The 17,268-nt window shown below is 70.5% G+C and carries 20 protein-coding genes; 8 read left to right on the top strand and 12 right to left on the bottom strand.

Annotated features, from left to right (window positions below):
- The first annotated feature begins 107 nt into the window (after positions 1 to 107).
- The 4 genes from ACFYYW_RS36025 (at position 108) to ACFYYW_RS36010 (ending at position 2,759) form a co-directional block, all read left to right on the top strand.
- On the top strand, positions 108 to 746 hold the full coding sequence (locus ACFYYW_RS36025; RefSeq protein WP_352326109.1) for a GntR family transcriptional regulator: 639 nt from the start codon (positions 108 to 110) through the stop codon (positions 744 to 746).
- A gap of 65 nt (positions 747 to 811) precedes the next feature.
- Positions 812 to 1,783, top strand: a complete 972-nt coding sequence (locus ACFYYW_RS36020) for a pirin family protein (RefSeq protein ID WP_387655663.1) — start codon at positions 812 to 814, stop codon at positions 1,781 to 1,783.
- A 65-nt stretch (positions 1,784 to 1,848) separates the two neighbouring features.
- Complete coding sequence (locus ACFYYW_RS36015) at positions 1,849 to 2,397, top strand: MarR family transcriptional regulator (RefSeq protein WP_352326106.1); 549 nt, start codon at positions 1,849 to 1,851, stop codon at positions 2,395 to 2,397.
- Positions 2,394 to 2,759 carry a hypothetical protein gene (locus tag ACFYYW_RS36010; protein ID WP_387655660.1) on the top strand — a complete coding sequence of 122 codons (366 nt, stop codon included), beginning with the start codon at positions 2,394 to 2,396 and terminating at the stop codon, positions 2,757 to 2,759. Before ACFYYW_RS36015 ends, ACFYYW_RS36010 begins: the two co-directional genes overlap by 4 nt.
- Here ACFYYW_RS36010 and ACFYYW_RS36005 read toward each other — a convergent pair.
- From ACFYYW_RS36005 to ngcE, 6 genes are all read right to left on the bottom strand, one after another.
- A complete protein-coding gene (locus tag ACFYYW_RS36005) occupies positions 2,752 to 3,090 on the bottom strand; it encodes a nuclear transport factor 2 family protein (protein WP_387655658.1) in 339 nt (112 codons plus the stop codon). The two genes, ACFYYW_RS36010 and ACFYYW_RS36005, sit on opposite strands and share 8 nt — an antisense overlap.
- An 8-nt stretch (positions 3,091 to 3,098) precedes the next feature.
- Positions 3,099 to 4,205, bottom strand: a complete 1,107-nt coding sequence (locus ACFYYW_RS36000; RefSeq protein ID WP_387655655.1) for a low temperature requirement protein A — start codon at positions 4,203 to 4,205, stop codon at positions 3,099 to 3,101.
- A gap of 48 nt (positions 4,206 to 4,253) precedes the next feature.
- Positions 4,254 to 4,799, bottom strand: coding sequence for a superoxide dismutase family protein (locus ACFYYW_RS35995; protein WP_387655652.1), 546 nt, complete (start codon positions 4,797 to 4,799; stop codon positions 4,254 to 4,256).
- Positions 4,800 to 4,879: 80 nt separating this feature from the next.
- Positions 4,880 to 5,734 (bottom strand): carbohydrate ABC transporter permease, encoded by an 855-nt coding sequence (locus ACFYYW_RS35990; protein WP_352326101.1) that lies wholly within the window; start codon positions 5,732 to 5,734, stop codon positions 4,880 to 4,882.
- Positions 5,734 to 6,651 (bottom strand): sugar ABC transporter permease, encoded by a 918-nt coding sequence (locus ACFYYW_RS35985; RefSeq protein WP_352326100.1) that lies wholly within the window; start codon positions 6,649 to 6,651, stop codon positions 5,734 to 5,736. Before ACFYYW_RS35985 ends, ACFYYW_RS35990 begins: the two co-directional genes overlap by 1 nt.
- Before the next feature lie 4 nt (positions 6,652 to 6,655).
- Positions 6,656 to 8,104 carry an N-acetylglucosamine/diacetylchitobiose ABC transporter substrate-binding protein gene (gene ngcE / locus ACFYYW_RS35980; RefSeq protein ID WP_352326099.1) on the bottom strand — a complete coding sequence of 483 codons (1,449 nt, stop codon included), beginning with the start codon at positions 8,102 to 8,104 and terminating at the stop codon, positions 6,656 to 6,658.
- 155 nt (positions 8,105 to 8,259) lie between these two features.
- Here ngcE and ACFYYW_RS35975 point away from each other — a divergent pair, with 155 nt between their 5' ends.
- Entirely contained in the window at positions 8,260 to 9,624 is a 1,365-nt protein-coding gene (locus ACFYYW_RS35975; protein ID WP_387655647.1) for an alkyl sulfatase dimerization domain-containing protein, read from the top strand.
- A gap of 33 nt (positions 9,625 to 9,657) precedes the next feature.
- Here the strand turns inward: ACFYYW_RS35975 and ACFYYW_RS35970 are convergent, their stop codons facing one another.
- Together ACFYYW_RS35970 and ACFYYW_RS35965 are read right to left on the bottom strand one after the other, a co-directional pair.
- Positions 9,658 to 10,641, bottom strand: a complete 984-nt coding sequence (locus ACFYYW_RS35970) for a hypothetical protein (protein WP_387655644.1) — start codon at positions 10,639 to 10,641, stop codon at positions 9,658 to 9,660.
- Positions 10,638 to 11,180, bottom strand: coding sequence for an RNA polymerase sigma factor (locus ACFYYW_RS35965; protein WP_387655641.1), 543 nt, complete (start codon positions 11,178 to 11,180; stop codon positions 10,638 to 10,640). The genes ACFYYW_RS35970 and ACFYYW_RS35965 overlap by 4 nt, the downstream gene beginning before the upstream one ends.
- A 92-nt stretch (positions 11,181 to 11,272) precedes the next feature.
- On the opposite strand from ACFYYW_RS35965, the gene ACFYYW_RS35960 reads away from it, so the two are divergent.
- On the top strand, positions 11,273 to 11,716 hold the full coding sequence (locus tag ACFYYW_RS35960) for an NUDIX hydrolase (RefSeq protein ID WP_387655639.1): 444 nt from the start codon (positions 11,273 to 11,275) through the stop codon (positions 11,714 to 11,716).
- A 9-nt stretch (positions 11,717 to 11,725) separates the two neighbouring features.
- On the opposite strand, the gene ACFYYW_RS35955 is transcribed toward ACFYYW_RS35960, so the two are convergent.
- The 4 genes from ACFYYW_RS35955 to ACFYYW_RS35940 all read right to left on the bottom strand — a co-directional run bounded on the left by ACFYYW_RS35955 (position 11,726) and on the right by ACFYYW_RS35940 (position 15,841).
- Positions 11,726 to 11,974 carry a hypothetical protein gene (locus tag ACFYYW_RS35955; RefSeq protein WP_387655636.1) on the bottom strand — a complete coding sequence of 83 codons (249 nt, stop codon included), beginning with the start codon at positions 11,972 to 11,974 and terminating at the stop codon, positions 11,726 to 11,728.
- Positions 11,975 to 12,097: 123 nt separating this feature from the next.
- Positions 12,098 to 12,934, bottom strand: a complete 837-nt coding sequence (locus ACFYYW_RS35950; protein WP_387655633.1) for a hypothetical protein — start codon at positions 12,932 to 12,934, stop codon at positions 12,098 to 12,100.
- A gap of 775 nt (positions 12,935 to 13,709) precedes the next feature.
- Entirely contained in the window at positions 13,710 to 14,924 is a 1,215-nt protein-coding gene (locus ACFYYW_RS35945) for an aminotransferase class III-fold pyridoxal phosphate-dependent enzyme (RefSeq protein WP_387655630.1), read from the bottom strand.
- Positions 14,921 to 15,841: a carbohydrate kinase family protein gene (locus ACFYYW_RS35940; protein WP_387655627.1), complete on the bottom strand. Its 921-nt coding sequence runs from the start codon at positions 15,839 to 15,841 to the stop codon at positions 14,921 to 14,923. Before ACFYYW_RS35940 ends, ACFYYW_RS35945 begins: the two co-directional genes overlap by 4 nt.
- A gap of 73 nt (positions 15,842 to 15,914) precedes the next feature.
- On the opposite strand from ACFYYW_RS35940, the gene ACFYYW_RS35935 reads away from it, so the two are divergent.
- Together ACFYYW_RS35935 and ACFYYW_RS35930 are read left to right on the top strand one after the other, a co-directional pair.
- Positions 15,915 to 16,499, top strand: a complete 585-nt coding sequence (locus ACFYYW_RS35935) for a TetR/AcrR family transcriptional regulator (protein ID WP_352323342.1) — start codon at positions 15,915 to 15,917, stop codon at positions 16,497 to 16,499.
- A 54-nt stretch (positions 16,500 to 16,553) separates the two neighbouring features.
- Positions 16,554 to 17,192 carry a class II aldolase/adducin family protein gene (locus ACFYYW_RS35930; protein ID WP_387655623.1) on the top strand — a complete coding sequence of 213 codons (639 nt, stop codon included), beginning with the start codon at positions 16,554 to 16,556 and terminating at the stop codon, positions 17,190 to 17,192.
- The last annotated feature ends 76 nt before the right edge of the window (positions 17,193 to 17,268 follow it).

Raw genomic sequence — 17,268 nt, 5'->3', positions numbered from 1 at the left:
CTCCTCGATCATGCAATGTAATATTTTGTATGCCGAATTCATAGTGCAGTATTTTGCATCACGTCAAGGGTTAAGATTCGGTTGTCCTGAACGAGAGGGAGTCCCCCATGCCGATCGAGCGGCGACCGTTGCGTGAGCAGATCAGGGAAGAGCTGCTGAGCCGGCTCGACCGAGGCGACTTCGCCGCCGGCACCGACATCAACGAGGCCTCCCTCGCCGCCGACCTGGGCGTCAGCCGCACTCCCCTGCGCGAGGCGCTGATCACGCTGGCGGGCGAGGGCGTGCTGGAGAGCAACCAGGGCCGCGGCTTCCGGTTCGCGCCGGTCAGCCGGCGCGAGTTCCGCGAGCTGTGCGAGATCGTGGCCGCCCTGGAGTCGCTGGCCCTCGACTGCTCCGACCCGGCCCACCTGCGCTCGATCGCCCCCGACCTGCTCAAGCTGGCCCAGGACTTCCCCGACAACGTGGCCGAGCAGCAGGTCATCGAGCGCCACGACGACGAGTGGCACGACCTGCTGCTGAGCGGCTGCCGCAACGAGCGCCTGCTCGACCTCATCACCAGCGTCAAGGCCGGCATGCGCCGCTACGCGCACCTGATCGCCGGCGACGACGCCCCCCTGGAGCGCGAGGCCGCCGAGCACCGCCGCATCGCCGAGTTCCTGCTGGCCGACGAGCCGGCCAAGGCCGTCCAGGCGCTGCGCGACAATTGGATCAACGGCATGGAACGGATGATGTCCCGCATCCCGTGACGCGGCGGAATAGTTGAAATCTCAACTTGGTTGCATGGGGCAGATCCCGCTGGAAGGAGCGCGACATGCCCGCCGTAACCGTTGAGAACCCGCTCACCCTCCCCCGCGTGCCCGCGCCCGTGGCGGGAGTGCCCGAGCGGAAGGTGCTCGCCGTCGAGACCGCGCCCAGCGGGTTCGAGGGCGAGGGCTTCCCCGTCCGCCGCGCCCTGGCGGCGATCAAGCTCGAGTACCTCGACCCGTTCGTGATGATGGACCAGATGGGCGAGATCGACTACGCCGCCGGCGAGCCCAAGGGCACGCCCTGGCACCCGCACCGCGGCTTCGAGACCGTCACGTACATGATCGACGGCGTCATGGAGCACCTCGACTCCAACGGCGGCGGCGGCACGATCAGCAACGGCGACACCCAGTGGATGACGGCCGCCTCCGGCATCCTGCACAAGGAGGCGCCGCCGGAATGGCTGGTGCAGAAGGGCGGGCTGTTCCACGGCATCCAGCTCTGGGTCAACCTGCCGGGCGCCAAGAAGATGATCGCGCCGAAGTACCAGGACATCGGGCGGTCCAGCGTCGCGCTGCTGAGCAGCCACGACGGCGGCGCGCTGGTCCGGCTGATCGCCGGCGAGCTGGCCGGGAACAGCGGTCCGGGCAGCACGCAGACGCCGATCACGCTGCTGCACGCCACCATCACCCCGGGCGCGCGGCTGACCCTGCCCTGGCGCAAGGACTACAACGCCCTGGTGTACGCCCTCTCCGGCCGCGGCACGGTCGGCGCCGAGCGGCGTCCGCTGCACGGCGGGCAGCTCGCGGTCTTCGACGGCTTCGGCAACCGGCCGGGCCTGACCACCCTGGGCGAGACCATCACGATCGAGGCCAAGGACACGCTCGACGTGATCGTGCTGGGCGGCGAGCCGATCGGCGAGCCGGTGGCCCACCACGGCCCGTTCGTCATGAACACCCGCGCCGAGCTGGTCCAGGCGTTCGAGGACTTCCAGGCGGGCCGCCTCGGCACGATCCCGGCCGAGCACGCCCACTCCTGACCGTCCCGCCCTGAAGGCCCGTGCGATCCCGCACGGGCCTTCAGGTTTTCTGGTAGACATTCATTGTGAAGGACGTACATAAATTTGACCAGGAGCCGGACGGCTCCCTCTTCGACCCGCGGGCCAGGGCGGCCATGAGCGAGTTCGCCGGCGGCGGCGACACCGCGGCCTTCGAGGCGGCCGCCGCCGTGCGGACGGCGTACCAGGCGATCGAGCGCATGCGCGCGCACGGCAGCGAGGGGCGCGGGCTCAGCTCCGGCGCGATGGACGTGCTGCTGCGCCTCGGCGCGGCGGGCGCCGGCGCCGGCATCAGCATCGGCGACCTGGCCCAGGCCGCCGGGGTCAGCTCGCGCAACGTGACCGGCCTGGTGGACACCCTGGAACGCGACGGCCTGGCGCGGCGGGTCCAGGACAGCCGCGACCGGCGCTCGGTGCTGGCCGTGATCACCGACGAGGGCCGGGCGTGGATCGAGGCGTTCCGCACGCCGTCGCAGATGGCGATGCGAGCGATGTTCCAGGGCTTCTCGGCCGCGGACCTGACCGCGCTGCGGCACCTGTGCCTGCGGCTGGCCGACAACCAGCAGCGGCTCGCGGCACACCTGGAGGGCCGATGACGGGCGCCCGCGAGGTGGTCAGGGCCTACCACGAGGCCAGGCTCCGCGGCGACGTGCCGGCCGCGGCGGCGTTGATCGGCGAGGACTTCTCGTTCAGGAGCCCGTTCGTCTCCTCCTCCGACGCCGCCGGTCACCTGGCCGGCATCGAGGCCCTGGTGAGCGTGGTGACCGGCGTCGACCTGATCAGCGAGCTGTACGGCGAATCTGAGGCGACCCTCGTCTACGACCTGCACACCGCCACACCGGCCGGCACGCAGCGTACGGCCGAGCACTTCCGGCTGGGCCCGGACGGGCGGATCCGGACCATCATGTTGATCTTCGACGCCGCGCCCTGGCAGCCGATGGCGGCGGCGATCAGGTGAGCGGCAGGGCGGCGGCGGTCTGGCGCCAGATCCTGCCGTCCTTGACGACCAGCGTCCCGAACGTGGTGACCCGGTTCCCGCCCACGGTCATGACCGCGTTGTAGAAGATCACGTCGTCCTCGACGCGCAGCGACGTGATCTCCTCCACCCGCGGCCCGGCCGCCAGGTAGGCGGCGAACAGCTCGCGGATCTCGGCGGCGCCCCTGGCCGCCCGGTCGAACCGGACGACCACCGCCTCGTCGTGGTACTGGGCCAGCAGCGCGGCCAGGTCGCCGTCGGCGATGGCGGCGAGCTGGCGGTCGAACACGTCCTGGGTCACTTTCTGGGTCACGTCCTGGGTCACGGTGTGCCTTCCGGGGAGGGGCGCAGCAGGTCGTAACCCACCTGCGCGGCGCCGTACAACAGCAGGAGGGGGAGCGCCGCCGCGACGGGCAGCGCGGCGGAGGCGAGGGCGAGCACGGCGGCGGCCAGCCGGACGGCCCCCGCCCGGCGGTCGGACGAGCACAGGTGCTGAAGGCCGAGCACGGCGAAGACCACGGCGGCCGGCACCCCGACGGCCCAGCTCGCCCCCGACGGGTGCATGATCGCGCGCTCGATCCCGATGCCGAACGCCACCAGGCCCATCGACAGCGGCAGGTGCGAGTACACCCACACCTGCCCGGCCAGTTTGGTGCGCAGCACGACGGACTCGTCGACGTGGTCGAAGTACAACCACCAGAAGGCCATCGCAATGGCCACCCCGGCCAGCGCGACCAGCAGCACGGACGGCGTGACGTCGTGCCCCTTGAGACCGGTGACCACGGCGGCGACCACCTCGCCGAGCACGATCACGACGAACAGCCCGAACCGCTCCGGCAGGTGCTCGCTCTGCGGCGGCAGCCGGCTCTGGTGGCCGCGGCTGAGCAGCGGGGTGGCCAGGTCGATCACCAGCGCCACGGCCCACAGGGCGTACCGCTGCGGCGGTTCGACGGCGAGGGAGGCCACCCAGATGACCGCGGCGACGCTGAACCCGGCCGCGTACCGCACGGTGAGCGGCCTGGCCTCCGGGACGTGCCGGCCGGCTCTGAGGTAGGCGACGACCAGCAGGATCCGGGCCGCGGCGTAGGAGATCGCGAACAGGGCCGAGCGTTGCTCGATGTCGCTGACGCTGGCCGCCATCGTGGCCACCGCGAGGATCTGCGGCAACGCGAGCAGGCGGTGGCTGACGTCGTCGGTGTCGAACCGGTTGGCGTAGAAGACGTAACCCGCCCACGACCACCAGACCGGCACGAACAGGCCGACGAAGGTCAGGACGCGGCCGGCGTCGGCCCCGCCGGCGAGCACGTCGGCCAGCTCGGCGACCGCGACGACGAAGACGAGGTCGTAGAGTAGCTCCAGCCAGGTGGCCCGGCGGTGCACCTGCTCGAACAACCGTAAACGGGGCGGCTGCCACTGGCGGCTAGTCAACGCGGGACCTCCACAATATGTAATTGTGTAATTATGCACGCCTTTCGGCTAGTGCAGCGTCAGGCAGGCCACCCGAGGGCCCGCCTCGCCCGCGTGGGCGCCGCTCTTCTTCGTGGCCCTGGCGTGGATGACCAGCGACTTCGGCAGGGCGGCGGGGTCGAGGCTCCAGGGATGGCGGGCCGTCGAACGCCCCGCGCCCGACCCGTCGGTGGTGACGTCGAGCCAGATCTCGCTGGCCGGGTCGGCGTGGCCGGGGTTGTGCTGGTAGTGGCCGCCCGCGTCGTCGGGGTCGGTGCCGCAGGGCGCGGTGTGCAGGTGGGCGCCGTAGTGGTGGCGGGGCAGGAAGCCCTCCACGACCAGCGAGGTGCGGGTCTCGCCGCCGGTGGACTCGGCCGTGAGGCTGGCCTGCGCGCCCTCGGGGGCCAGGCGGCGGTCGTAGGCGATCGCCGCGGTGTCGCCGGAGGTGAACTCGCCGCCGCCGCTCAGCTCCGGCACGCCCGGCGGGCTGGGCTTGGTGACCTCCTGCAGCGGCGCCGGCGGCCCGGCGCAGGCGGCGGCCGTGAACAGGACGAGCAGGAGTGCGGGCACGCGCATGAGGGACCCTCCAGGTGTGCTGACGAAGGCCCCTCACGCTAACGCGTAGCCGTACGGCTACACGCCGTGTTCGGCGAAACTCACTTCAGCGCCCCCGAGCTGAGCCCGGACTGGATCTGCCGCTGGAAGATGATGTAGACCACCATCACCGGCAGGATCGTCATGCTCAGCGCGGCGAACAGGCCCGGCCAGTCCGCCTCGTAGCCGGCCCTGGTGGAGATCCTGGCGATGCCGAGCGTGAGCGGCCACTTGTCCGGCGCGCCGCCCATGAGCGCCAGGGGCAGCAGGTACTGGTTCCACTGCCCCAGCACGTTGAAGATCGTGATGCTGACCAGGCCGGGCTTGGCCATCGGCACCATGATCTGGAAGAACGTCCTGGTGTGCGAGGCGCCGTCGATCAGCGCCGCCTCGGCGACCGCCTCGGGCAGGGTGCGGAAGAACGCGGCCAGGAAGAAGATCGTGAAGGGCAGCGAGTACGCGATGTAGACGATGATCAGGCCGATGTGCGAGTCGAGCAGCCCGAACTGCTTGACCACGAAGAACAGCGGCCCGAGCGCCAGGAAGATGGGGAAGGCGAGCCCGGCGACGAAGTAGTAGTAGATCAGCTTGCCGCCGAGGAACTTGTAGCGGGCCAGCACGTACGCCGCCATCGAGCCGAACAACATCGTGCCCGCCGTGCCGAAGAACACCACGATGACCGTGTTGAGCATGTACTGCCCGACGTGCGCCTTGTCCCAGGCCCGGCCCCAGGCGTCCAGCCGCAGCGCCCCCGGGAGCTGGAGCGGGTCGCCGAAGATCTCGGTGTTGCTCTTGAACGAGGCCAGGAACGTCCACAACAGCGGCAGGATGATCAGCAGGGCCCAGACGGCCAGGGCGACATGGGACAGCCCGCTCAGCACGCCGGGCCGCGGCCTGCCCGCTCCACGCGAAGCCATCAGAGCTCAACCCTTTCACGCCTGGTCGTGCGGAGCGTCAGCACGGCGAACGTCACGGTCAGGAAGAACAGCACGACGCCCATCGCCGAGGCGTAGCCGACCTTGTGGTAGTCGAAGGCGGTCTTGTAGATGGTGATGGGCAGGATGGTGGTGGCCCCGTCGGGCTCGCCCCGGTCGCCCGCCAGCACCTGGATCAGCGCGAAGCCGTCGAACGCGGCGATCCCCAGGTAGATCCAGCCGACCTGGAGGGTGTCGCGCAGCAGCGGCAGCGTGATGGAGAAGAACAGCCGCACGCGGCCGGCCCCGTCGATCGAGGCGGCCTCGAAGTAGTCCTTGGGGATGGCGGCCATGCCCGCGGAGAACAGCACCACGTAGAAGCCGACCGCCTGCCAGACCATCACCGCGATGATCGACCAGAGCGCGAGGCCCGGCTCGGTGAGCCAGCCGATGGGCTCGGACAGCCCGAGCCTGGCCAGCGTGCCGTTGATCACACCGTCCTCGTCGGGACGGTAAATGGCCTGGAACAGCACGCCGACCACGGCCACGGCGAGAACCTGGGGGAAGAAGAACACCACCCGGTAGAAATTCGACCCCCACACCCCGCGCATTCCCGCGCCGCGGGTGCCGCCGCCGAGATTCAGCAGGAACGACAGGAACAATGCGATGACGATCGTCAGGAGCGGCAGCACCAGCAGGAGAATTCCGTGATTGCGCAGGGCCTGCCAGAAATTGTCGTCCTCGAACAACCGGCCGAAATTGTCCAGCCCCACGTATCGGACGACCGAGCTGACGCCGTTCCAGCTCGTCAGCGAGAGCTGGAAAGCCTGCACATAGGGGCTGATCACGAAGACCGTGTAAAGCGCGACCGGGACGGCCAGGAACCCGATGACGAATCCGTACTTGCGCAACCGCTCCATGTGCTCAGGCGCTCCGCGTCTGCTTGGTGACGGAGTCGTCCTTCTTGACGTCGTCGGCCTTCTTCTGCATGCGCTCGCAGAACTCGTCGGGGGTGATGCGGCCGGACATCAGGACGTTGGTCTGCTCCCAGCCGTAGTCGAACAGCTCCTTGTACCAGCCCTCGAACCGGGCGTCGGTGATGATGTTCTCGCCGGCCGCCTCCTGCGCCTTGGCGGCGCTGACCAGGCCGGGCGGGAACTCGGAGCTGTCGGCGGCGCCGGTCACCACCGTGAGGTTGTTGGTCTTCTTCGTGAAGCCCGCCGCGCCCTCCTTCGACAACATGATCCGCAGGTACTCCAGGCCGCCCTGCGGGTTCTTGCCCTTCGCCGCGACGACGAAGTTCTCGCCCACGCCGACCTGGATCGCGCCGTACGGCATCTTGTCGGAGGCGGTGACGTCGGGGATGGGGGCCAGGGCGTACTCGAAGTCGGACGGGATGTCCTTGGTCATCTCGTTCTCGAGCCAGGAGCCGCACGGATAGAACAGCACCTTGTTCTGCAGCTGCTTGACCTGGGTCTGGGTGTGGTCGAGGCCCAGGTACGCCTTGTCGCCGTACTTCTGCTGGATGTCCAGCCAGGCGGTGACCGCCTGCTTGACCGCCTCGCTCTTCCAGGCGTTGTCGACGAGGTTGTCGATGTCGATGATGACCTGGTTGCCGCCGATCTTGGCGGCCGTGTAGAGGACGTTCCAGAGCTGGTAGTACGGGCCCTTCTTGCCGGGGTAGGCGAAGAGCGCGATGCCTTCCTTCTTGGCCGTCTCGCCGAGCGCGGTGAACTCGGCCCAGGTCTTGGGCACGCTCCAGCCCTTGGCGGCGAACAGCTTGGCGTTGTACCACAGCGCCCGGTGGGAGACGGTGTAGTTGAGGACCAGGTCCTTGCCGTCGAGCTTGCCGTTCTGCAGCACGAGGGGCGTGATCGTGTCGCGGACCTTCTTGGACGGGTCGTCGAAGGAGGGCGCGTCGTAGAGCGGGGTCAGGTCGGCCAGGTGGCCCTCGGCGGCCAGCGCGGCCAGGTCGAGCGCCTCGGGGCCGGAGTTGTTGATCACGTCGGGCATGTCGTTGCCGACGATGCGCGGCCGGAGCTGGGTGCCGATCTGCTGGGTGGCGGTGTGCTTGACCGTGACGCCGGCGTGGGCCTTCTTGTAGAGCTCTTCGTGCAGGTCCTTGGCGTAGGAGTCGCCGTAGCCGCCGCTGAAGATGACCACTTCGAGCGGCTTCTTGACGTCGACGCCGAAGGGGTTCTTGGGGTCCGCCGACGCCGCGATCGACGTGGCGGGCGCCGCCGAGGGCTGGTCACCGCCACCGCCGCTGGTCGCGCAGGCGCTCAGCAGGCTCGCGCCGGGCCCGGCCACGAGCGCGGTCAGGCCGATGCGGCGGAGCAGCTGACGCCGAGTGATCTCGCCCGGGTGGGTCATGGGGGGCTCCCGAAGAGGATTCAGTTAGGAAAGTTTCCTAAACGTTTGCCCGAACGTACGAACGCCCGCCGACACGCGTCAAGGGGGCGCAATCGAGACGTGACCTTGCCGTGATCCCTTGCCTAGAACGACGTTCTAGAAGCAGGGTGGGTCACATGATTATCGAGTACGCGGACCGGGTGTGGCGCGGCGAGTCTGACGACAGCATCGTGGACACCGGCATGGAGGGCAAGGGCGTCCAGACCGTGACGGAAGGCGTGGGCTGGTGGGCCGGGTTCGGCAACGCGATCGCCTTCGAGACCGAGGGCGAGCTGCTGCTCTTCGACACCGGCGGGCCGTGGGCCGCCGGCCGCCTGCACGAGGACGTCCGCCGCTGGTCCCGGGCGCCGCTGACCACCGCGTTCTACTCCCACGGGCACATCGACCACGTCTTCGGCACCGGACCGTTCGAGGAGTCCGGCCCTCGGGCCACGGTTTACGCCCATCAGGCGGTGGTCGATCGGTTCGACCGCTACCTGCTGACAAATGGTTACAACACGGTGATCAACCAGCGGCAGTTCCAGAACACCCGCCTCCGCTGGCCCGCCGACTACCGGCGGCCCGACGTCACCTACACCGACGCGCTGACCGTACGGCGCGGCGGGCTGACCTTCGACCTGCTGCACGCCAAGGGCGAGACCGACGACGCCACCGTCGGCTACGTGCACGAGCACCGGCTGCTGCTGCCCGGCGACCTGTTCATCTGGGTGACCCCCAACTGCGGCAACCCCCAGAAGGTGCAGCGTTACCCGCGCGAGTGGGTGCACGCGCTGCGCCGGATGGCGGCACTCGACGCCGAGATCATGCTGCCCAGCCACGGCGCGCCCGTCTTCGGCGCCGACCGCGTGCGGCAGGCGCTGCTGGAGACGGCCGAATGGCTGGAGTCGATCATCACGCAGACGCTCGACCTGCTCAACGCGGGCGCCCGGCTCGACGAGATCGTGCATTCGGTGAAACCTTCGCAGCGCCATTCCGACCGGCCCTATCTGCGGGCCCGTTATGACGAGCCGGAATTCGTCGTACGCAATCTCTGGCGCCTTTACGGCGGCTGGTACGACGGCAACCCGGCCAATCTCAAACCGGCCCCCGAGGCGGTGCTGGCCGAATCCGTGGCGGAACTCGCGGGCGGCCCGCACGCGCTCGCCGACGCGGCGCTCAAAGCCCTTTCCGAGGGCGACGAACGGCTCGCCGGGCATCTCGCGGAAATGGCCGCACTGGCGGCTCCTGACGACGCGGGTGTGCACCGGGTCAGGGCCCAGGTTTTCGCCGCGCGGGCGGCCGGTGAACAGTCATTGATGGCGAAGGGAATTTTCACCTGGGCCGCCACGGAATCCTCGGCCCGGGCGGACCGGGGCGCCACGGAATCCTCGGCCCGGACGGACCGGGCCGCCACGGAATCCTCGGCCCGGGCGGACCGCGCCGCCACGGAATCCTCGGCCCGGGCGGACCGGGGAACCCCGGCGCCGCCCGAAGGCGCTTAGACGCCTGCGGGGCCGGCGCCGGGGTTCGCGGGCTCAGCCGCCGGTCCAGCCGTCCTGCGGCCGGTCGGCCCGCGGAAGGGAGTCCTTGGGGACGTCGGCGGAAGCCACGGCGTCCACCCTGACCGTGTCCGAGGCGACCTTCATCACGCTGTCGACGATCCAGTCGTCCTTGACGTGCTCCGCGGCCACGTCGTAACCGCTGCCGCTGCCGTCGGGGTTCGACCACATCACCACGTACTCGATCTTGAGGCCGCGGCGCGACAGCTCGGCCCTGGCGTGCGAGACGGGCTTGCCCACGAGCTTGACCCCGGCCACGCCGTCGGCGGCCAGGCCCACCGTGCTCGGCGCCATCGCGGCATACCGCTCGCCGGGCGCGGCCGGGCGGCCGATCCCGATGACGATCTTGCCTTGGTACCCCGTCGGCATGGAGATCGTGCCGCACCAGACCGACGCGCAACTCTCGGCGCCGCGAACGGTCACGCCGGTCCCCGGCGGGAAGTTCCCGGGGGTGGCCGGGCCGAACAGCATGCCCGCGTACTCGGGCGCGACCGGGATCTTCTTCACCGTGGCGTCCAGGCCGACGGCCCTGAACGCCTCGGTGTAGGCCGCCGCCTCCGCCTCGGGGTCGGTGATGACGACGTCGATGAAGTCGTCGCCGGTCTTGACGGTGACGGCGGCGTTGGCGTACTCGGTGACCGGGCCGAAGATCGGCAGCGTGACGGCGAGCACGGCGGCCAGCCCGGCCGCCACCAGCCCCAGCAGGAACACCTTGCGCGGCCCCCTGCGGCGCGCGACGGGCTCGGGCTCCCCGGCGGTCACCGGCTCGGACGTGACCGGCTCCGACGTGATCGACTTCATGAGCGCCCGCGCCCCCGCGCCGGACGCCTGCCCGGCGGCCACGCCCGCCAGTTCCTCGTCGCGCACCCGGGCGAGATCGGCGATGTTCACCACGACCTCCTTGCCGCGCCTGCGGAAGTTGTTCACAACGGCCTTCCTCTCGGGATCGGGGCTGTTCACAACGGGCTCCCTTCGAGGGCGACGGACTGTGGGCGCTCGACCCCGGCCTCGGTCAGGCGGCGGGCGAAGCGCCGGCGCGCCCGGTACAGGCGCACCCGTACGGCGTTGCGGGTGATGCCGAGGGCGGTGGCGATCTGGCCGGTGTCCAGCTTCTCCCAGGCGACCAGGGTGAGCAGTTCCCGGTCGTCGTCGGAGAGCGTCCTGAACGCCCGGGCCAGCGGCGACAGATCCTCGACGGACGGCCCGGCCACCACGGGCGCGGCGGCCAGTTCCGCGCGTAACGCCTCGGTGCGCCGCTCGTGGCGGCGTTCACCGCGCCGGTGGTTGGCCAGCACCTTCCTGGCCACGCCGTACAGCCAGAGCCGGGCCTCCTCGCCGCCCGGCACCTCCTCGATGCGCCGCCACGCGATCATGAACGTCTCGGCCACCACGTCGGCCGCGTCGTCGGGATCGGGGCAGCGGCGCAGCGCGTAGCCGAGCAGGGGTCTGTAGGAGAGTGCATAGATCTCCTCGAACCGGCTCTCGGGATCGGCTCCCATCCGGTCTCCTTAAGTGAGCATCAACAACACTCACCCCATGTCCGGATTTTTGGCAGCATTACAGCTCTTGGCGGGAGGAGTCTGTTTTGTCGGTGAATCGCATCGTAGGCGTCGGCGTGCTGCTCACGGACCCGGACGGCCGCGTGCTGCTCGGCGAGCGGGTGAAGGCGGGCGAACCCCTGTCGTGGTGCCTGCCCGGCGGGGCGGTGGAGCCCGGCGAGACCTTCGAGGCGGCGGCCGTCCGCGAGCTGGCCGAGGAGACCGGCATCCGCGACGCCGGGCCGCCGCTCGTCACCGGCGTGGCCCTGGACCATCCGGAGGGAGCCGTGCGGGTGACTGCGGCGGTCACCATGCTCCGGGGCGCCGACGCTCCGGCGGTGACCGAGCCGCACGTCTTCCGCTCATGGCAGTGGTTCCCTTACGACGGGCTGCCGTCGCCGCTGTTCCCGGCGACCGCCCTCGTACTGGCCGTCCCGGCCTCCGGCTCCGGCGACGGGCTCTACAGGATCACGCCGCCGCCCGGCGCCCGGCCGTGATCCCGGTCGTCAGGAGAAGATCTGCTGAAGAGATCGTCCGGCGTTGGCGCGGACGGTCCAGGCCACGAGGTGGTCGACCTCGGTACAGGCATCGATCCGCTCACGGACGTCGTCAGGCACCTCGATCCCACGCTCGGTCAGCAGGCACGTGAGCACACATTTCATGCCCGCCAGCCGAGCGCGATCCTCGTATTCCTCCTTGTAGTTCTCTCCGTAGCCCTCCTTGTAGCCCGCCATGAAGGCCAGCAGTCCGAGCATCCGGCACGTCGCCACGCCCCGGCACCCCGTCATCCCGAGCACAGTCAAGATCTGCTGCTGAACCAGCAGATGGGACGATCAGAGCCTGGACCGGGGGCACCTGAGTACCCGGCGCCAAGTGCGTCAGCCGTCCGAATCGTCGAACAGGTCGCGGGCGGACTGAACACTGCTCGCGCGAACGGTCCAGTGCATGAGCAGGTCGACGTCGGTACAGGCATCGACGCGCGCGCGAACGTCCTCGGGGACCTCGATTCCACGCGCGTCCAGCAGATACAGCACGATTCTCCGTGCGGTCTCGTGACTGCCCTGTGCATGGCCCCTGCCGAAGTGTTGGTGGGCGAAGCGGCTGTGGCCCGGCCAGTCGGTGGACGCCATGATCTCCTCCAGAATGAGTTTGACCTCGGGTGCGGACATACTGCACGCGTATTCACTGTACTTCGGAGCGTGATCGCCGACGGTTTCCGCCAGCGCGGTCGCGAACGCCTCGATGACCTTCCGCTCACGCCCGTGGATCATGACGGACATGACCGCGAGTTCGAGGTGGGCGGCGGCCTCTTGCGGGTCGGTGATCGCCGGTACGTCGTCCGGGCCCAGCACGTACGCCTGGAGGCGATAGCCGGTAAGCCCGGTGTCGATCGGCTGGGAGTAGTAGGCGGCGGCTCCCCGGTCTGGACAGACGACCAGGACTGTCACGTCGCAGCGCAGCATCAGCCACTGCGCGGCGGCGTAACGGGCCAGTTGCCGGGGGTCTTTGGACTTGTCCTGCTGGATCTCCACGATGATGGCGTGCGCGGGGCTCTGAGGCGGGCCGAGCACGATGCCGAGGTCCGGCTCGATGTCGTCGGAAGGCCGGGTGTTGAACAGGCGGTCCTCCTGCCGGACCAGCGAGGTGGAGGGCAGGTCGACGCCCATCAGGTCACGCAGGATCTCCACCGCCACTTGAGGCCGGTCGGCGAACATCCGTCGGAGAGCGTCATGTCGGGGGGACGGCATGACACTTATTGTCACACGACGAGCGCGCAGTGTGACCATCGTCCAGAGAGGAGCGCTCGTCGCGGGGGCTGCGAGCCGGATGCGACGACTGGAGGGTGGGAAGCGCGCGGCCGAAGGGGCGTCACGGGAGCGCCTGAGAGGCCAGAGAGCCGTTCGCAGCGGGACTCCCAAGGCTCTCACCACCATGGGAGCCGAAAGCGCCGTTCGGGGCGAGGTCCTCACACGCCCATCCCGATACCCGGGCAACAGGGCGGCAAGCCCGTGCAGGTGCCGTGCAGGGCGGCGTTCCACAGGCCTACCCCGGGGAACAGCCAACGATGACCACCAGAGACCCGGAAAGCGCCGCTGGCGCCCAAGCGACGGGCGGGCCCAAGGACGCCGAAAGCGCCGTCCAGGGTGGGGTTCCGCAGGCCCACCCGGTCGCCAGCCAACGGGCGGGCCGAACCAGAGGCGCCGAAGGCGCCCTCCGGGGCGGGGTCCCGCACGCCCAGCCGGTAACCAGGCAACGGGTGGGCCCAAGAACGGCGAAGGCGCCGTCCAGGGTGGGGTTCCGCAGGCCCACCCGGTCGCCAGCCAACGGGCCCGAACCAGAGGCGCCGAAGGCGCCGTCCGGGGCGGGGTCCCGCACGCCCAGCCGGTAACCGGGCAACGGGTGGGCCAAGGGCGGCGAAGGCGCCGTCCGGGTGGGGTTCCGCAGGCCCACCCGGTGACCGGGCAAACGGGTGGGCTGTTCGGGTGAGGGTCAGCTGAAGTGGGTGCGGGTTTCGGTGAAGGCCTGGTCGGTGGCTTCGAGGGCGCGGGCCACGTCCTGCTCCGTCAGGGCCGCCGACATGAACCAGTTGTGCCACGGGTGCAGGTACACCCCGTGCCGCAGGCAGGCGTCGCTCCAGTACAGGGCCGTGGACAGGTCGGCGTCCCCGTCGAAGCTGAGCCACGGGATGGTCACCGGGCCGGTCTGGTTCACGACGAAGCCGTGGGACTTGGCCTGGGCGTACAGGCCCTCCCTGAGCTGGGTGCCGGCGCGTTCCATGGCGGCGATGCCGTCCGTGTCGCGCAGGGTCTCGATGGTGGCCTTGGCGGCGGCCATCGCCACGGCCGAGAACCAGAAGGAGCCGGTCGTGTAGAGGGTCTGGGCGGCGCCGCGCAGGGCGTCGGTGCCGGTGACGGCGGCGATCGGGTAGCCGTTGGCCATGGCCTTGGACCAGGCGGTCAGGTCGGGACGCACCCCGTACGGCTCCCACGACCCCCGCAGGTCGATCCGGAACCCGGCCCGCACGTCGTCGATCACCAGGGCCGCCCCGATGCGGTCGGCCAGGGCGCGGGCGCCGCGGGCGAAGGCGGGCTCGACCAGTTCCTGGTCCTCGAAGGAGTCGTGCTTGAAGGGGGTGCAGATGATCGCCGCGACGTCGCCCTCGACGGTGGCGGCGGCGGCCTCCAGGGACTCCAGCGAGTTGTAGGTGAACTCGACCAGGTCGGCGCGCTCGTTCGGGGTGGTGCCGGCGGTCGAGGGCGTGCACCAGGGGTCGGCGCCGTGGTAGGCGCCGTGCGCCATCAGCACCTTCGTGCGGCCGGTGGCGGCGCGGGCGACCATGAGCGCCTGGGTGGTGGCGTCGGTGCCGTTCTTGGAGAACATCGCCCAGTCGGCGCTCGGCACGGTGTCGACCAGCAGCTCGGCCAGCTCCACCATGATCGGCCCCGGGCCGTTGAGGCAGTCGCCGAGCGCGAGCTGGCGCGCGGCGGCCTCCTCCACGCGCGGGTGCCGGTGCCCGAGCACGACCGGTCCCCAGCTGCACATGAGGTCGATGTACTCGCGCCCGTCCACGTCCCACTGGCGGCAGCCCTCGCCGCGCTGGAAGAACTGGGGGTAGCCGGGGGCGAAGATGGCCGCGTTGAGGTGCCCGTACATGCCGCCGGGGACGACCTTCAGCGCGCGCTCGCGGAGTTTGGCGTCAGTCATGCGAGAGTCCTTAGGGTGGATTCGAGGTCGGTGAGGCCGGCGTCGGAGCCGAGCCCGGTGGCCACGCGGGCCGCCGCGGCGGTGCCCCAGCGGGCGGCCTCGACGACGTCGCGGCCGTGCAGCAGGCCGGTCAGGAAGCCGGCGCAGTACGCGTCGCCGCACCCGGTCGTGTCGGCGACCTCCGTCTCCAGCGCGGGCACCCGCTCGGGCCCGCCGCCGGAGGTCAGCACGAGGCTGCCGGCCGCGCCGAGGGTGACGAGCACGCCCTCGGGGCCGTCGGCGAGCAGGGTCGCGGCGGCGGTGGCCACGTCGGGGTCGCCGGTCATGAGCAGCGCCTGCGACTCGTTGGGCAGCACGTAGTCCACGTGGGGCAGGAACGCGCGGGCCATCGCCAGCAGGTCGGGCAGCTCCGACAGCAGGTCCATCGTGACGATCGTGCCGGCCGCGCGCACCTCGTCGAGGAGCGCGAAGAAGGCGGGGTCGCCCAGGCCGAAGGTGACGTCCATGCCGCCCAGGTGGATCGCCCGGGCGCGGCGGAGCACGTCGGGGTCCAGGTCGGCGAGGGTGACGCCGAGGTTGGCGCCGGGTACGTGGAAGCTGGGCCGGCCGCCGTCGGGGCGGATGGGCAGGATCGAGGCGGCGGTCTGCTCGCCGGCCCTGCGGACCAGGCGGGAGGCGTCCACGCCGCGCTTGGTGAGGACGGCCACCAGGAAGTCGCCGAGCTCGTCGTCCCCGATCGCGCCCATGGTGATCACGTCGTTGCCGAGTTTGACCAGGTCCACGGCCGTTCCGGCGGCGGCGCCGGCGGCGGTGAGGCGGATCTGCTCGACGAGTACGGTGTCCTGGCCCTCGGGGATGTGCTCGACGGGCCTGGCGAGGATGTCGACGATGTGCACGCCGACCGTGGCGACGGTCATGGACTAAATAGACAGACGTCCGAATAAAAAGTCAATATGGTGGGAGTCGCCGCGACAAAGAGGGGGGATCCCGATGCCGAAGATCGTCGATCACGATGAGCGCAGGGCCGAGGTCCTGTCGGCGGCCCGCAGGGTGATCGTCAGGGACGGCATCGACGCCGCCACCACCAGGGCCATCGCCAAGGAGGCCGGCTACTCCAACGGCGTGCTGGCGCACTACTTCGCCGACAAGGACGAGATCCTGCTGTCGGCGCTGAGCCAGTCGCACCAGCGCATCAGGGAGCGGCTGACGCGCAAGGTCGAGGGCGTCACGGGCCTGGCCGCCCTGCGCGAGCTGCTGCTGGACAACCTGCCGCTGGACGCCGAGCGCACCCAGGAGAGCCGGCTGGAGGTCAGCTTCTGGAGCCGCAGCCTGGCCTCGGAACGGCTGGCGGAGGTCCAGCGCGCCGAGGCCGACGAGCTGCGCGCCGCCGTACGGGAGCTGCTGGCCCAGGCCCGCGCGGCCGGCGAGGTGCGCGCGGACGGCAGCCTCGACGACCTCGCCGAGCACCTGCTCGCCCTGGTCGACGGCCTCAGCCTGCACCTGCTCCTCTACCCGGGCCGGCTCACGCGCGTCGACCTCGAACGGCTCATGCTCCAGGCGCTCGACCGCCTCTGACAGAGAGAGGCCGGAGCTGGAAGTATTTCGGACGACCGACTACTATGCCCGCCCATGAGCCTCCGCGAGCAGTTGTGCGAGTACGGCAGGCGCGCCGTCGAGCTGGGCCTGGTCATCGGCACCTCGGGCAACCTGAGTGTGCGCCGGGGTGACCAGGTGGCGGTCACCCCGTCCGGCGTGGCGCTCGACCGGCTGACCCCGGAGGCGTGCCCGATCGTGGACCTGGAGGGCCACCTGGTCGAGGGCGAGCTGCAGCCGTCGTCGGAGACCCCCATGCACCTGGCCGTCTACCAGGCGACGGGCACTCAGGCGATCGTGCACACGCATTCGGTGTTCGGGACGGTCGTGGCCACGACGATGACCGAGCTGCCGCCGGTCCACTACAACGCGCTGCTGCTGGGCGGCGTGGTCAAGGTGGCCGAGTACGCCACCTACGGCACGCTGGAGCTGGCCGCCAACGTGCGGGCGGCGCTGGCGGGCAAGCAGGCCGCCCTGATGGCCAACCACGGCGGGGTGACCATCGGGGCGACGATGGAGCAGGCGTTCGAGGCCACCCGCCTGCTGGAGTGGCTGTGCGAGGTCTACGTGCGCGGGCTGGCCGTGGGCCGGCCGACGGTCCTGACGGACGAGCAGCTCGCCGCCGTCGTGGACCGCGCGGCCAACCCGCCGGCGTTCCCGCGCCGCCCGAGCTAGCGCGAAGAGCCCGAGGAGCCCGGGGAGCCCCGGGAGCCCCGGGAGCCCCGGGAGCCCCGGGAGCGCGACCGGCCCG

It is taken from the genome of Nonomuraea sp. NPDC001831 (assembly GCF_042892035.1).
In the GTDB taxonomy this organism is placed as follows: Bacteria; Actinomycetota; Actinomycetes; order Streptosporangiales; family Streptosporangiaceae; genus Nonomuraea.
Note: the sequence above shows the minus strand (reverse complement) of the source record. Positions and strands in the feature narration are given on the sequence as shown.

What these genes read in the sequence shown, in the direction of transcription:
- ACFYYW_RS36025 (WP_352326109.1), top strand. Translation starts at nt 108, where the DNA reads ATGCCGATCGAGCGGCGACCGTTGCGTGAGCAGATCAGGGAAGAGCTG.
- ACFYYW_RS36020 (WP_387655663.1), top strand. Translation starts at nt 812, where the DNA reads ATGCCCGCCGTAACCGTTGAGAACCCGCTCACCCTCCCCCGCGTGCCC.
- ACFYYW_RS36010 (WP_387655660.1), top strand. Translation starts at nt 2,394, where the DNA reads ATGACGGGCGCCCGCGAGGTGGTCAGGGCCTACCACGAGGCCAGGCTC.
- ACFYYW_RS35995 (WP_387655652.1), bottom strand. Translation starts at nt 4,799, where the DNA reads ATGCGCGTGCCCGCACTCCTGCTCGTCCTGTTCACGGCCGCCGCCTGC.
- ACFYYW_RS35990 (WP_352326101.1), bottom strand. Translation starts at nt 5,734, where the DNA reads ATGGCTTCGCGTGGAGCGGGCAGGCCGCGGCCCGGCGTGCTGAGCGGG.
- ACFYYW_RS35985 (WP_352326100.1), bottom strand. Translation starts at nt 6,651, where the DNA reads ATGGAGCGGTTGCGCAAGTACGGATTCGTCATCGGGTTCCTGGCCGTC.
- ngcE (WP_352326099.1), bottom strand. Translation starts at nt 8,104, where the DNA reads ATGACCCACCCGGGCGAGATCACTCGGCGTCAGCTGCTCCGCCGCATC.
- ACFYYW_RS35975 (WP_387655647.1), top strand. Translation starts at nt 8,260, where the DNA reads ATGATTATCGAGTACGCGGACCGGGTGTGGCGCGGCGAGTCTGACGAC.
- ACFYYW_RS35965 (WP_387655641.1), bottom strand. Translation starts at nt 11,180, where the DNA reads ATGGGAGCCGATCCCGAGAGCCGGTTCGAGGAGATCTATGCACTCTCC.
- ACFYYW_RS35955 (WP_387655636.1), bottom strand. Translation starts at nt 11,974, where the DNA reads ATGCTCGGACTGCTGGCCTTCATGGCGGGCTACAAGGAGGGCTACGGA.
- ACFYYW_RS35950 (WP_387655633.1), bottom strand. Translation starts at nt 12,934, where the DNA reads ATGTTCGCCGACCGGCCTCAAGTGGCGGTGGAGATCCTGCGTGACCTG.
- ACFYYW_RS35945 (WP_387655630.1), bottom strand. Translation starts at nt 14,924, where the DNA reads ATGACTGACGCCAAACTCCGCGAGCGCGCGCTGAAGGTCGTCCCCGGC.
- ACFYYW_RS35940 (WP_387655627.1), bottom strand. Translation starts at nt 15,841, where the DNA reads ATGACCGTCGCCACGGTCGGCGTGCACATCGTCGACATCCTCGCCAGG.
- ACFYYW_RS35935 (WP_352323342.1), top strand. Translation starts at nt 15,915, where the DNA reads ATGCCGAAGATCGTCGATCACGATGAGCGCAGGGCCGAGGTCCTGTCG.
- ACFYYW_RS35930 (WP_387655623.1), top strand. Translation starts at nt 16,554, where the DNA reads ATGAGCCTCCGCGAGCAGTTGTGCGAGTACGGCAGGCGCGCCGTCGAG.